At 60.7% G+C, this 12,691-nt stretch carries 12 protein-coding genes; 1 reads left to right on the forward strand and 11 read right to left on the reverse strand.

Annotated elements, in window-relative coordinates; translation table 11 throughout:
- Window positions 1–143: 143 nt before the first annotated feature.
- The 9 genes from ccoS to AC0NIE_RS31505 form a co-directional block, all read right to left on the reverse strand.
- Window positions 144–299 carry a cbb3-type cytochrome oxidase assembly protein CcoS gene (gene ccoS, locus AC0NIE_RS31465; protein ID WP_008871940.1) on the reverse strand — a complete coding sequence of 52 codons (156 nt, stop codon included), beginning with the start codon at window positions 297–299 and terminating at the stop codon, window positions 144–146.
- Complete coding sequence (locus tag AC0NIE_RS31470; protein WP_473489353.1) at window positions 296–2,578, reverse strand: cation-translocating P-type ATPase; 2,283 nt, start codon at window positions 2,576–2,578, stop codon at window positions 296–298. Before AC0NIE_RS31470 ends, ccoS begins: the two co-directional genes overlap by 4 nt.
- Window positions 2,575–3,072 carry a FixH family protein gene (locus tag AC0NIE_RS31475; RefSeq protein ID WP_473489352.1) on the reverse strand — a complete coding sequence of 166 codons (498 nt, stop codon included), beginning with the start codon at window positions 3,070–3,072 and terminating at the stop codon, window positions 2,575–2,577. Before AC0NIE_RS31475 ends, AC0NIE_RS31470 begins: the two co-directional genes overlap by 4 nt.
- Window positions 3,069–4,628, reverse strand: coding sequence for a cytochrome c oxidase accessory protein CcoG (ccoG, locus tag AC0NIE_RS31480; protein WP_473489351.1), 1,560 nt, complete (start codon window positions 4,626–4,628; stop codon window positions 3,069–3,071). Before ccoG ends, AC0NIE_RS31475 begins: the two co-directional genes overlap by 4 nt.
- Before the next feature lie 166 nt (window positions 4,629–4,794).
- Window positions 4,795–5,658 carry a cytochrome-c oxidase, cbb3-type subunit III gene (ccoP, locus tag AC0NIE_RS31485; RefSeq protein WP_473489350.1) on the reverse strand — a complete coding sequence of 288 codons (864 nt, stop codon included), beginning with the start codon at window positions 5,656–5,658 and terminating at the stop codon, window positions 4,795–4,797.
- 2 nt (window positions 5,659–5,660) lie between these two features.
- Entirely contained in the window at window positions 5,661–5,810 is a 150-nt protein-coding gene (locus AC0NIE_RS31490) for a CcoQ/FixQ family Cbb3-type cytochrome c oxidase assembly chaperone (protein WP_040591650.1), read from the reverse strand.
- Between the two features lie 11 nt (window positions 5,811–5,821).
- Window positions 5,822–6,553: a cytochrome-c oxidase, cbb3-type subunit II gene (ccoO, locus tag AC0NIE_RS31495; RefSeq protein ID WP_473489349.1), complete on the reverse strand. Its 732-nt coding sequence runs from the start codon at window positions 6,551–6,553 to the stop codon at window positions 5,822–5,824.
- Window positions 6,554–6,556: 3 nt separating this feature from the next.
- Complete coding sequence (gene ccoN, locus AC0NIE_RS31500) at window positions 6,557–8,176, reverse strand: cytochrome-c oxidase, cbb3-type subunit I (protein ID WP_473489348.1); 1,620 nt, start codon at window positions 8,174–8,176, stop codon at window positions 6,557–6,559.
- 608 nt (window positions 8,177–8,784) lie between these two features.
- Window positions 8,785–9,534, reverse strand: coding sequence for a Crp/Fnr family transcriptional regulator (locus AC0NIE_RS31505; protein WP_473489347.1), 750 nt, complete (start codon window positions 9,532–9,534; stop codon window positions 8,785–8,787).
- Between the two features lie 154 nt (window positions 9,535–9,688).
- Here AC0NIE_RS31505 and hemN point away from each other — a divergent pair, with 154 nt between their 5' ends.
- On the forward strand, window positions 9,689–11,038 hold the full coding sequence (gene hemN, locus AC0NIE_RS31510; protein ID WP_473489346.1) for an oxygen-independent coproporphyrinogen III oxidase: 1,350 nt from the start codon (window positions 9,689–9,691) through the stop codon (window positions 11,036–11,038).
- 152 nt (window positions 11,039–11,190) lie between these two features.
- Here hemN and AC0NIE_RS31515 read toward each other — a convergent pair whose 3' ends face one another.
- Both AC0NIE_RS31515 and AC0NIE_RS31520 read right to left on the reverse strand, forming a co-directional pair.
- A complete protein-coding gene (locus AC0NIE_RS31515) occupies window positions 11,191–11,463 on the reverse strand; it encodes a DUF2274 domain-containing protein (protein WP_473489345.1) in 273 nt (90 codons plus the stop codon).
- 12 nt (window positions 11,464–11,475) lie between these two features.
- Window positions 11,476–12,690: a TraB/TrbI/VirB10 family type IV secretion system protein gene (locus AC0NIE_RS31520; RefSeq protein ID WP_473489344.1), complete on the reverse strand. Its 1,215-nt coding sequence runs from the start codon at window positions 12,688–12,690 to the stop codon at window positions 11,476–11,478.
- Window position 12,691: the final 1 nt, after the last annotated feature.

The following is a 12,691-nucleotide window of genomic DNA, read 5'->3' on the forward strand; positions in this document are numbered from 1 at the left end:
TGGGTCAGCCAGACACGACAAACCCGCGCCGCCGGTCTATCCGCTCCGTTGGATCGCCAGCGCTCGTCCGGCCGTGGGAGGTACTTCGTGGCATCAGCCGCTTGCATGGCGGAATGGGCGACGCAGGCCCTCGAGTGACGGAATCAGCGTTCCGGCCTCTCGTCCCGGTCAATGAGGATACGCTCGGCGGCTCCGTCGAGATCCTCGTATTGACCACTCCTCAAGGCCCACAGGAAGCCAGACAGTCCAAGCCCGCCCAACAACAGAGCCACCGGTATGAGATAGACCAGGATTGTCATGAGGGTTGCGTCAATGTGCCGGTGTGGGAGCGGCTATCAGGCGGAGCAGTTCTCCTTGGCACGTCTGGCACAAAACCTTGCAGCCTCGACGCATTGCCAATGACAAGCAGTGATGAGGCCGACATCGCGATTGCCGCAATCAATGGTGTTACCTGCCCCAAAATGGCGATCGGGACGGCAATGGCGTTGTAGACAATCGCGATGGCGATGTTTTGCCGGATCAGTTGTCCGGCCTTTCGCGAAACGTCGAGGGCAAGGGAGACGGCCGACAGGCTTTCGTGCAGGAAAACGAAATCCGCAGCTTTGCGGCCGACATCGGCCGCCGTGGCTGGAGCGATCGAGACATGTGCCGCGCCCAGCGCAGGGGTGTCGTTGAGGCCGTCGCCAACCATCAGCACCTTGTGGCCGTCCTTCGACAGCGTTTCGATATGCTCGACCTTGCCCGAAGGAAGCAGCGCCGGAACAAAGTGATGGATGCCCAACATCGCCGCGACCTCGCCGCAGGCAGCTGCGGTATCGCCAGACAGCATTTCCACGGAAACTCGGGCGTTGTTCAATTGCTCGATGGCCTCTCTGGCGTCTGCACGCAGCGCGTCCTCGAAGACAAAGGACGCGACAATGATCCCATCTTTGGTCAGAACCGTTCCGCCGTATCCGCGTTCGCCGGCGGTTCGGGCCTTCCACCCGGCCCAGCCGCGCCGGCCAAGTCGCCAGGTGCTGCCAGCGGCGGTGGCTTCGATCCCGAAACCAGGGTGCTCGCTGACGGACTCGAGCTTCGGCTGACCGGCAAAGCCCGCAGAGCCGGCTATGGCCCTTGAGAACGGATGGCGGGAATGCACGGCCATGTCGCCTGCGATGGCCAGCATGGCCGGATCGATGGACGACGCATTGACGAGCCGGGGCTGTCCGAGCGTAAGCGTTCCTGTCTTGTCGAACACCGCCGTGTCGATCGCCGCCAGACGCTCCATGGCCGAGCCATCCTTGACCATGACGCCGCTTTCGAACAGACGCCGCGCGGCGACCACCTGCACGATCGGCACGGCGAGACCGAGCGCACACGGGCAGGTGATGATGAGAACGGCGATGGCGATCGTTACTGCCTGATGCCAATCGCCGGTCGCCGCCATCCAGCCAAGGAACGTCACTAAGGCTGTCAGATGGACCACTGGAGCATAGAGCGCTGAAACGCGGTCGGCGATCCTGCGATAATGCGCGCGACCGCCCTCTGCGGCTTCCATCAGCCGGACCATCTCGGCCAGGAAGGAGTCTTTTGCGGCGGCTGTCGCCTCGACCGTCAGTGGGCCGGTGAGATTGAGAATGCCGGCCTGGACGGCTTCTCCTGGCGCCACCGTTCTGGGACTGCTCTCACCGGATACCAGCGAACAGTCGAGATCCGAAGAGCCTCGAATGATCTTGCCGTCGACCGGGACTCTTTCGCCGGCCGCGATCAGCAACTGCATGCCTGGTTCGATCTCGCCAACCGGTCGGTAATCGCACGTGCCATCGTCGCGCAATACCATGGCGCCGCGCGCCGCCAGCCGTGACAGGCCGTTCACCGCGGTCCGGGCACGCTCGCGCATCACGTGATCAAGCGTGCGGCCGATCAGCAGGAAGAACAGTAGCGATACCGATGCATCGAAATAGGCGTGGTCGCCATGGTTGATGGTTTCGTAAAGGCTCATCACGTAGGCGAGCGAGACCCCAACCGCAATCGGCACATCCATGTTCATGCGGCCGTGACGCAATGCGTTCCATGCCGAGCGGAAGTAGATGCCACCAGCGAAGGCGAGCGCGGGGATGGCAATCAGTGCCGAGACCCAATGGAACAGGTCGCGGGTCGCACCTTGAGCGCCGGACCAGACCGACATCGAAAGCAGCATGATGTTGCCCGCTGCAAAGCCGGCAACCCCGACGGCCCGGATCAGCTCCGATAGCGTCTTGTCCTTCTCCCCTGTCTCGGGTTCGAACAAATGCGCTTCGTATCCCAGCCGTCCAAGCGCGGCGACAAACGGTGGAACCTCATTTCCCCGCCACCGGATCGCAACCCGTTTCGTGGACAGGTTGACACGTACACCCTCGACGCGATCGAGTTTTCCAAGCGCCCTCTCGATGGTCTGGATGCAGGCTGCGCAATGCACCGTCGGAACCGAGACATCGGTTTGGTGCAGATCGCCGCCAAGCGAGCGGCTCGCCAGCCTGACCTCCTGGCTTGATGGCAGGACGGATATGCTGCTTTCCAGATCCAGCGCCGTTTCGGCGCCCGGTGCACAACAGCTCATTTTAACGCTCCATGGGAAATTATAATTCGACGGACGTCGCGATAGGGTTCTGCGAGACCAGCATCGGCGTCGACTTGGACGATCCAGACGCCGTCCCTTGGCGTATGCTGGGCGGCAAATTCCTGGCTCGCGGCGAGCGCAAGCATGACGGCTTTGTCCTCGGCCTCGTAGACGGGATGACGGAACAGGAGCCTGACGCCGTGCAACTGGACCGCTTTGCCGGCGGCATCGCTGAGGCCGTAGCGGACCTCGCCCCGTGCGATGGTCAGTTTGCCGGTCCAGCCGAGTGCGGCCTGCGCGCGCCCTTCCTCGGCCATCCGGTTGAACTGCTGGCTCGCGACGTAAGTATTTTCGACGACAAGACCGGTCCAGCTTGTGCTGGCGAGTGTTGCCATGGTCAGGTTCACACCAACGATCACGCCGAAAAAGCTAAGGATGATACGCAACATATGCCTGCCGGTGAATTCGGGGGGCCTTCGTGCATTGACGCTCATCTAACGATCTCCGGTGCGTTGAACGTGGCCGTGTATTCGTCCGACTCGAAGCTCGCCTTGTCCTCGACCCGGAACTTGAACGTCTGCGCTTGGGCATTGATCTGTTCCGCCGGCTGGCGGACGAAAACCTTCAGCATTTTCAGCCGGTCCGGTTCGACAGGAACGGAGAGGGAGCGATCCGCAGGCATGTCGATCCCGACGACGCTCATCTCGGCATCCGCCAGGCCCTGCATGGTGACGACAATCGTTCTTGGCTCTGGGATCATGTTGAGCAGCTTGACGGTGTAACCATTGCGGATCGAACCATCGGACAGCGTGACGAACTGCGGATTGCGGTCGTGCAGAACGTTGACCTCGAGCCGATCGCGCGTCAGCAGCGAGTAGAGTAAGGCGAGACCGACCGCCGACCACGCACTCATGTAGACGAAGGTGCGCGGTCGAAAGATCTTGCGGACATGGAAATGGGCTAACCTGTCGGAGAAAGCGCTGCCGTCTGTCCGCACCAGCGACGGATTCACCGAGCAAGCGCCGCCTGCGGTCGCCGCCGCCATGTTGGCGTTGTAATCGGACAGCGTCGCATAGGAGATCAGCCCGCGGTCCTTGCCGAGTTTGTTCATTACGCCGTCACAGGCGTCGATGCAGAGCGCGCAGGTGATGCATTCGAGCTGCTGGCCGTCGCGGATGTCGATCCCCATCGGGCAGACCGCGACACAGGCATTGCAATCGACGCAGTCGCCGACTGGCTGCCCCGCGGCCTGGACCTTCTTGGCATGCCGCGAACGGGGTTCGCCGCGCCAGTCATTGTAGGTCACAGTGAGCGAATTCTCGTCGAGCGTGGCCGCCTGGATGCGCGGCCACGGGCACATGTAGGTGCAGACCTGCTCGCGCATCAGCCCGCCGAATGTGTAGGTGGTTGCCGTCAGCACGGCGATGGTGATGTAGGCGACGGGCGCAGCGGTGCCAGCGAAGAGCTCGCCAATCAGCGATGGCGCATCGGCGAAATAGAAGATCCAGGCGCCGCCGGTCGCTGCCGCTATGGCCAGCCAGATGGCGTGTTTCGAGACACGCAGCACAAGCTTGCGCGCAGTCCAGGATCCCGCGTCGAGCTTTATGCGAGCATTGCGATCTCCCTCGATCGCACGCTCTACAACTAGAAACAGATCGACCCATACAGTTTGCGGGCACGCATAGCCACACCACGCTCGGCCCACCGTGGAAGTGACCACAAAAAGGCCGATGCCGGCCATAACGAGAAGGCCGGCCACATAGTAGAATTCCTGCGGCCAAATCTCGATGAAGAAGAAATAGAAGCGGCGGTTGGCAAGATCGATCAGCACGGCCTGGTCCGGTGCAAACGGACCTCGGTCCCAGCGCAGCCAGGGCGTCAGATAGTAGATCGCCAGCGTGATCGCCATCACCAGCCATTTGAAGCGACGGAAATTACCCGAGATTCGCTTCGGGAAAACCTTCTTGCGTGGGGCATAAAGCGGCTCACGGGTGTTGGGGGAGTCGATCGCTTCTGCTTCGGGCGGTTCTGTCTGCGTTTTATCACGCACGTGGCATCTCCAGTCCCGCTGCCGATGTCAGGGCCGCCCATCGAACAGCCTCGCCGTGGGCGGTCCGCCCGTGTTGATGCAGGTCACAGCCGGAATGGTGTCGAGGCCCGGCTCGCGCCGGGCCTCGTCGCTTGGCAGGGGGAGGGCCGAGAATAGGCTTCCGTTCCTATTCTCCGCCGCCAAGCGAATGGACATAGACCGCAAGTTCCTTGACCTTGACCTCGCCGAGACGCCCACCCCAGGCCGGCATGACGCCTTGCTTTGGCGCGCGAACCTGCGCGGCGATAGCCGTCTCGCCCGCCCCGTAGAGCCAGATCGCGTCGGTCAGGTCGGGTGCGCCAAGCTCCGTGTTTCCCTTTGCATTATCACCATGACAGGCGGCACAATTTTCGGCGAAAACATTGGCGCCGGGTATGACCATTGCTTGATCGCCAACAGCGCCGGAGAGACTCGAGACATAAGCGCTGACCTGTGTAATCTGCTCGGGCGCAATGATGTCACCAAACGCCGGCATTTCCGACAGGCGCGTGTCGGGGTCGGAGGCAACGCGGATGCCGTGCGCGATTGTCTGCTGGATCTGCTCGACCTTGCCGCCCCACAGCCAATCGTCATCATTCAGGTTGGGAAAGCCCTTCGAACCCTGGGCGCCGGAGCCATGGCACTGAACGCAATTGACCTTGAAGGCGGCGCCACCGGCCGCGATAGCAAATCCGCGCAAAACATCGTCGGCGGCAATCTCGGCGACAGTCTTCGCCTGAAGGGCGGCAACATACTTGCCCTTGGCGACCTCGGCCGCTGCCAGCTCATTCTTGACATCGTTGCGGCTGGAATAGACGAGCACGCCTCGGGTGGCGGAGCTTAGCATAGGCCATGCGGGATAAGCGATGGTGTAGCCGATCGCCCAGACAATGGTGACGTAGAAGGTGCTCACCCACCAGCGCGGAAGCGGATTGTTGAGCTCCTTGATCCCGTCCCATTCATGGCCGGTGGTCGAGACGTCGGAGACTTCGTCAATGTGCTCACCGCTCATGATCAGTCGTCCTTGAGAGGGATTTGAGCAGCTTCGTCGGCTCGCGTCCTGCTGCCGGGACGGAGCGCAAAGGTGATGCATCCTACGAAGAACAGCGCCATAGCGAGCAGGCCCCAAGTGTCGGCAAACGCCCGCATGAAGTTGTAGGTCATCACCATTCTCCTCAGCGGTAACCGGCGGCTTCGTCGTAGTTTTTGAAATCGACCAGAGTGCCAAGCATCTGGAGGTAAGCGACCAGCGCGTCCATCTCGCTGACCTGTTGCGGATTGCCATCGAAGTCACCGAGCTTGGCCTTTGGATACCGCGCTTCAAGACCGGATGTGTCGACGTTGGGATCTGCCTGCGCCATCAGATCGGCATTCGCGCTCGCGATCATGTCGTCGGAGTAGGGCACGCCCACACGGCTGTTCGCGATCAGGTGCGTCGAGAAGTACTTCACCTCAATCGGCATTTCTTTCAGGAACGCGTAGCTCGGCATTATCGATTCCGGCACCACGGAGCGCGGATCCACAAGGTGCTGAACGTGCCATCCATTCGAATAACGGTCGCCCACTCGCGCGAGATCCGGTCCTGTGCGTTTCGATCCCCACTGGAACGGGTGGTCGTACATCGACTCGGCCGCCAGGCTGTAGTGCCCATAGCGCTCGACCTCATCGCGGAACGGCCTGATCATCTGGCTATGGCAGAGGTAGCAGCCCTCGCGCACATAGATGTTGCGGCCGGCGAGTTCGAGCGGCGAATAGGGCCGCATGCCTTCGACCTTCTCGATCGTATTGTCGAGATAGAAGAGCGGCGCGATCTCGACGATGCCGCCGATCGTCACCACCAGAAGGGAGCCGACGAGAAGCAGCGTGGCGTTCTTCTCGATCACGGCGTGTTTGTTCATCAAGCCCATTTTTCAGGCTCCAGATCGCGCAGGTCGGACAGCGGCGATCGGACGCGGCATCGGATCCTCATCGCGTTGGTAGCCGAGGATTGTCATGGCGACATTCCATGCCATGATCAGGGCGCCGGACAGGTACATCGCGCCGCCGATGGCACGCATGATGTAGTACGGATGCATGGCGGCGACAGTTTCGGCGAAGGAGAAGACCAGAAAGCCCTGGTCGTCGTATTCGCGCCACATCAGGCCCTGCATGACGCCGGAGACCCACATCACCGCGGCGTAGACGACGATCCCCAGCGTTGCCAACCAGAAGTGCCAGTTCACTAGTCGCAGCGAATAGAGCCGCTCGCGGTTCCACAACTTCGGCACCATGAAATAGACCGCGCCGAACGAGATCATGCCGACCCAACCGAGTGCGCCGGAATGCACGTGCCCGATGGTCCAGTCGGTGTAGTGCGAGAGCGAATTGACCGTCTTGATCGACATCATCGGGCCTTCGAAAGTGGACATGCCATAGAAGGCTATGGCCATGACCATCATGCGGATGATCGGGTCCGTCCGCAGCTTGTCCCAGGCGCCGGACAGCGTCATCAGGCCGTTGATCATGCCGCCCCAGGAGGGCATCCAAAGCATGATCGAGAACGCCATGCCGAGCGTCTGCGCCCAATCGGGCAAGGCGGTATAGTGGAGGTGGTGCGGGCCGGCCCAGATGTAGAGAAAGATCAGCGCCCAGAAGTGGATGATCGACAGCCGGTAGGAATAGACTGGCCGGTTCGCCTGCTTCGGCACGAAATAGTACATCATGCCAAGGAAGCCGGCGGTGAGAAAGAAGCCCACGGCATTGTGGCCGTACCACCACTGCGTCAAGGCGTCTTGGACGCCGGAGAAGGCTGAATAGCTTTTTGAACCCACGAACGAGACTGGCATCGACAGGTTGTTGATCACATGCAGCATCGCGATGGTCACGATGAAGGACAGGTAGAACCAGTTGGCGACGTAGATGTGCGGTTCCCTGCGCTTCAGGATGGTGCCGAGGAACAGGACGAGGTAGGCGACCCAGACGATGGTCAGCCAAAGATCCACATACCATTCGGGCTCGGCGTATTCGCGGCTTTCGGTGATGCCGAGCAGGTAGCCCGTCGCAGCCATGACGATGAACAGCTGATAGCCCCAGAACACGAACCAGGCGAGATTGCCGCCGAACAGCCGGGCGCGGCAGGTGCGCTGTACGACATAAAGGGACGTGCAAAGCAGCGCATTGCCGCCGAAGGCAAAAACCACGCCGGATGTATGCAACGGCCGCAAGCGGCCAAAGTTGAACCAGGGCTCGACGCTGAGATCGGGATAGGCAAGCTGCAGCGCGATGACCACACCAACCAGCATGCCTACGACGCCCCAAAACACCGTCGCGACGGCCCCGTAACGGATTGGACCGTCCATAAAAGCGGCGGGGTCTATCGGAACTGCAGGCTTGAACTCCGTATTGCGCAACAGGATCGCGGTGAAACCAGCTACGGCGAAGAACAACACCCACATATGCTGGCGGAAAGGTTCATCTACGCCGAAACCGGCAGCCACCAGGGCCGCAAAAGCAAACAGGCTTAGAAGCACGATCTCTGTGCCGAATTTCATCGCAAATCCCGATCTCGAATCCGGCGGACGCCAAATCCGCTGTGCATCAATTGCGCAGCCGCCGCCCGGTCGCCCTGATCCATGTCAGGCCGCCCGTTTTGTTTCGGCAGCATCGAGTTCGGCGCAATCAGATGGTGGCGAATGAAGAGGGAACGCAGGGCGGACCTGCCCGCTCATGGACAAGTGGGGTGGGCTCGGAGCAGGGAGCGCGTGGCGATGGGCGACACAAGAGGCGTGCCCATTGGAAAAAGCTGGGGCTCTGCGACGCCCTGAAAAGTACTTTCGTGCATTGCTAAACGTCGCTCGCTTCGAATGGCTCGGGACGGCCAACGCAATCGTTGCGTTGCTTCGTGACGTTCACAGGTTCGAGGAGGGGCAATCTTGCCTCCACCAGCCGATTGCGCGTCGGCCACCTCGGGGATCAATGCTTCGCCGGCGAGCTGTCCGAAACACTCCTGGCGATTGGTCAGGTGATCCGATAGCGAGCGCGGAAGCTGTCGGGTTCATGTTGCCGCGGCATCACGAAGGGTTATGGCGACACATTGCATTCGAACGGGCGTGTCCCTGCCACGAATCGGAGTTGGCGACGCACACCCCGCCGCTTGGGCCTATCCAAACTGCCGCGCCATTCGGCTGCCGCAACGCTGCTCCAGCCGGCTCATGCTGTCCACGATCACGTGGCGTTTGTTCTGGATCCGGATCACGCCGTCAGCTCGCAATCGCGTCAGCTGGCGGCTCACGGTCTCGTTCGTAAGTCCAAGGAAATCAGAGATGTCGGCACGAGTCAGCGGCAGATCGAACGACGCTGACCTGGCGGCCTGGTCAACACTGGAATCGATATTCCGGGCGATCATGACGAGAAAACTCGCCACCTTTTCCGATGCCGTCTTGCGCCCCAGCGTCACCATCCATTCGCGTGCTGCGTCGAGTTCGTCCAGCGTCTGCCTGAGCAGGCGATGCTCGAGTTCCGGTGATTCCTTCATCATCCGTTCCACGGCTGCCTTCGGAAACGAGCACAGCGTGACAGCTGTTGCCGCTTCCGCATTGATCTCGCTTTCCACCTTGAAGGGTCGTCCCAGAAAATCCGGCGCAAACCGGAGAGCTACGATCTGCTGGCGCCCGTCCGAAAGGCTCTTTGTTAGCTTCACAACGCCTGAAAGCACATTCGAATAGCTGTCGACGGCCTCGGCATCGCCGATCAGTTCGACTCCCGCCTCGATCTTGTGCCGCGACGAAGTCTTGGCGAGCCCAACCAAACGGTCTGGATCGAGCGCACCGCACACACCACGACGCCTTGCCTCGCAAGAGAGGCAAAGAACGGGAACGCCGGAACTGTGAATGTCTTGCCGTAATGTCATGCCGTCGCTCTACCCCTCTCCCAAGCGCCGACAGGGTAGCAATCTAAGGTAGAAAAATCCTTGCGGCAGTTTGTCCGAGTTGCTGACCGAAATCAGGGCTTTGGCTTGCCAATAAGCCCAGAGTTCCAGCGATGCAAACATGGTGGACCACGACATGCAGTCCGAATTAGCTGCCCGGGTTGGCGAGAACGTCCCGCGTTATACCAGTTATCCGACTGCACCGCATTTCCACGCGGGCGTCAATCCTGCGGTTTATCGTGGCTGGCTGGAGGCGCTCAAAAGTGGCGGCGAGATCTCGCTCTATCTGCACATCCCCTATTGCGACAGACTCTGCTGGTTCTGTGCGTGTCATACCAAGCAGACGCGCCACTATGAGCCGGTGACGGCCTATCTGCGCTCGCTACACGCGGAGATCGCGACGGTTGCGGGTCTCGTCAGCGGCAAGGGCCATGTCCGCGCAGTCCACTTCGGCGGCGGTTCGCCCACCATGCTGAAGCCCGAGGACATGGTGGCGCTTGGCGCGTTTTTGCGGGACAGCTTCGATTTTGTCCCGGACACAAAAATCAGCGTCGAGATCGATCCAAACGACATGGATGAGGCGCGCCTTGATGCGCTGGCCGAAATCGGCATGACCAGGGCGAGTCTCGGCGTCCAGGATTTCGAGCCAAAAGTGCAAAAGGCAATCAACCGCGAGCAAAGCTTTTTGCAAACGAAGGCTGTCGTGGACGGAGTTCGCTCCCGCGGCGTCGGTTCCGTCAATCTGGACCTGCTCTACGGATTGCCGCACCAGAGCAGGGAGAGCGTCTGTTCCACCGTAGCGCAGGCGCTGACCCTGGAACCGGACAGGATGGCGCTGTTCGGCTACGCGCATGTGCCCTGGTTCAAGAAGCACCAGACGATAATCAAAGAGGCGTGGCTGCCTGGCCCCACGGAGCGGTTGGCGCAATCGCAACTCGCTGCGCGAGCGATTGTGGACAAGGGGTATGAAGCAATAGGGCTCGATCATTTCGCCAAGCCAGGCGATGCCTTGGCGATAGCGGCCCGCGCAGGGGCTTTGCATCGCAATTTTCAGGGCTACACGGAGGATCGCTTCGAGACACTGATCGGGCTTGGCCCTTCGTCCATCGGCCGTTTTCGCCAGGGCTACGTGCAGAACAATATTTCAACCGCCGAGTACGGAAGTATGGTCGCGCATGGCGGGCTGGCGGTTGTCCGCGGTATCGCGCTTTCCGACGACGACCGCGTTCGCGGCTGGATCATCGAGAGGCTAATGTGTGATTTCGCCTTCTCGGCAGTCGATCTGGTGGAACGCTTCGGCAAAGCCGGCCAGAAGCTCCTTCTTGAGTCGAGTACCATGGCCTTCCACGATCCCGTTCGATTGCTTGAACTGGATGGCGACCGTTTCGTCGTGCCGGCTGAAAGTCGCCCATTCGTCCGAAGCATCGCGGCCAGGTTCGACAAATATTTCCAAAGCGGATGGGCCAGGCACTCGGTTGCAGTTTGAGCCAAAGAGTGCGGTCGCGGTGACGTGCTCCCCTGTTTGCCTCCATTTGTGAGTGAGCCTGTTCACGTGTGATCCTTGACGGATCGGGTTACATATTCAAGCGGAGTTAGCCCATCGAGGCTCGTGTGCGGGCGGTTCACTCATTGCCTCGGTTACTCGGAATCTGAGCCTGCCAGACGCCGCGACTTCTCCGGCATGCTGGACGTCGGCAAACCTTCCTTTCTGGCCTTGGCAAACGCTCGGTCGCCTTCCAGAAACCCCGCCAGCATGAAAGGGATGAGTTCCGCCACCGTTTCAGACTCGCCATAGGTCTGACGATAAAGGGCAGCATACTCCTTGAGTGCTTGGCCCAACTCCGAGCTGACGGTGATGGTAATCTTCGAAGGTGTTCGGTCTGGAAGCTTTCCAAGTTTCAAGTTGGCCATATTCACTCCCGCTCAACTCGCGTATGGCCGTAGCACCAGATCCTTGTGCACGATGACGCGCAGTGGCCAACCTGGGCGGATGGTGATGGTGGGCTGAACATTGAGGTTCTTCTCGGTGATGCGCTGGCCGGCTTGACTGACGTTCTGCTGAGTGGATTCCCGGATCGCTTTGACCAGATCGCTTTCGTTTTCTCCAAAACTTAACTCGGTGCCGACGCCCAGCAATGTGGCCAGCGCGACTCCCTTGATCAGCTGCCAGGTGTGGAAATCGATCTTGTCCTCGAGCCCGGCATAGCCGGCAGTGTCTGTCGCCGGCAGATTGTCGATTTCGATCGAAGAACCGTCTGGCAGTATTATTCGCTGCCAAACCAGAAGCGCCCGTTTTTGCCCAAAAGCGACGACGCTGTCATAGGTCCCGATCAGCCGCGAGCCTTGCGGGATAAGCAGGATCCTGCCGGTGAGCGTGTCGTGCACGTTCTCGGTGACCTGCGCGACGACAAACCCGGGCAAGTCGGAATTTATGCCGGTGATGAGACTTGCGGCGATCACGCTGCCGGCCATGAGCTGATTTGGCGAAGCTGGCGTCTGCAATGCATGCGGGTTGTAGATCCCGCTGGTGTTGCGCTGGCTGACAAAATCGAGCTTGCGTTGTTGATTGTTCTGATCGCCCTCAGCCGGGGCAACGGAATCTGATGGCCGAGCGGCATCAGATTGCGGAGGCGCCCCGAACGGCTGCTGGGCACTTTTCGCATTACCGCCGATGCCCGCCTCCTTGGGTCGATTTTCAATGCGGAAGAAGACTTGTGATTCGCGCGCCTCAATCGCCTGCTGGGCAACGCGCTGCTCCTCGGCGGAGTTGTCCTGCCCTGGCGCGATGCCGAGCTGGCGCCGCCGCTCAAGGATGGGGCGACCGAGGTCGCCCGGCAGTGGTGGTCCAAGCACAGGAGGGTTCGGCTTCACTCCGGAATAGTCCTTGGGAAGTGTTTCAAGTCCTTCAGGGGTTGGCTTGCGGTCAGTGTTGTAGAGATCTTCCGCCTGTTCTTTGAAGCGAAGCGCCGGTCCCTGCAGCGCCATCATCGTGACGCCCAGGATGGCACCGGACCCGACGGCAGCGATGGCGATGATCACGCCGCGCCTGAACCGCACGGCGCGGCGGGGCGAGGCCCGTAACTGCAGCTGCTCGGGATCGAGTTTTGGCGGAGCATTGGATGGGGAAATGTCGGTCATA

Source organism: Mesorhizobium sp. WSM4842 (genome assembly GCF_055901575.1).

Excerpts from the sequence above, each read along its gene's own strand:
- ccoS (WP_008871940.1), bottom strand. The coding sequence starts at position 299 with ATGACAATCCTGGTCTATCTCATACCGGTGGCTCTGTTGTTGGGCGGG.
- AC0NIE_RS31470 (WP_473489353.1), bottom strand. The coding sequence starts at position 2,578 with ATGAGCTGTTGTGCACCGGGCGCCGAAACGGCGCTGGATCTGGAAAGC.
- AC0NIE_RS31475 (WP_473489352.1), bottom strand. The coding sequence starts at position 3,072 with ATGAGCGTCAATGCACGAAGGCCCCCCGAATTCACCGGCAGGCATATG.
- ccoP (WP_473489350.1), bottom strand. The coding sequence starts at position 5,658 with ATGAGCGGTGAGCACATTGACGAAGTCTCCGACGTCTCGACCACCGGC.
- AC0NIE_RS31490 (WP_040591650.1), bottom strand. The coding sequence starts at position 5,810 with ATGACCTACAACTTCATGCGGGCGTTTGCCGACACTTGGGGCCTGCTC.
- ccoO (WP_473489349.1), bottom strand. The coding sequence starts at position 6,553 with ATGGGCTTGATGAACAAACACGCCGTGATCGAGAAGAACGCCACGCTG.
- ccoN (WP_473489348.1), bottom strand. The coding sequence starts at position 8,176 with ATGAAATTCGGCACAGAGATCGTGCTTCTAAGCCTGTTTGCTTTTGCG.
- AC0NIE_RS31505 (WP_473489347.1), bottom strand. The coding sequence starts at position 9,534 with ATGACATTACGGCAAGACATTCACAGTTCCGGCGTTCCCGTTCTTTGC.
- hemN (WP_473489346.1), top strand. The coding sequence starts at position 9,689 with ATGCAGTCCGAATTAGCTGCCCGGGTTGGCGAGAACGTCCCGCGTTAT.
- AC0NIE_RS31515 (WP_473489345.1), bottom strand. The coding sequence starts at position 11,463 with ATGGCCAACTTGAAACTTGGAAAGCTTCCAGACCGAACACCTTCGAAG.
- AC0NIE_RS31520 (WP_473489344.1), bottom strand. The coding sequence starts at position 12,690 with ATGACCGACATTTCCCCATCCAATGCTCCGCCAAAACTCGATCCCGAG.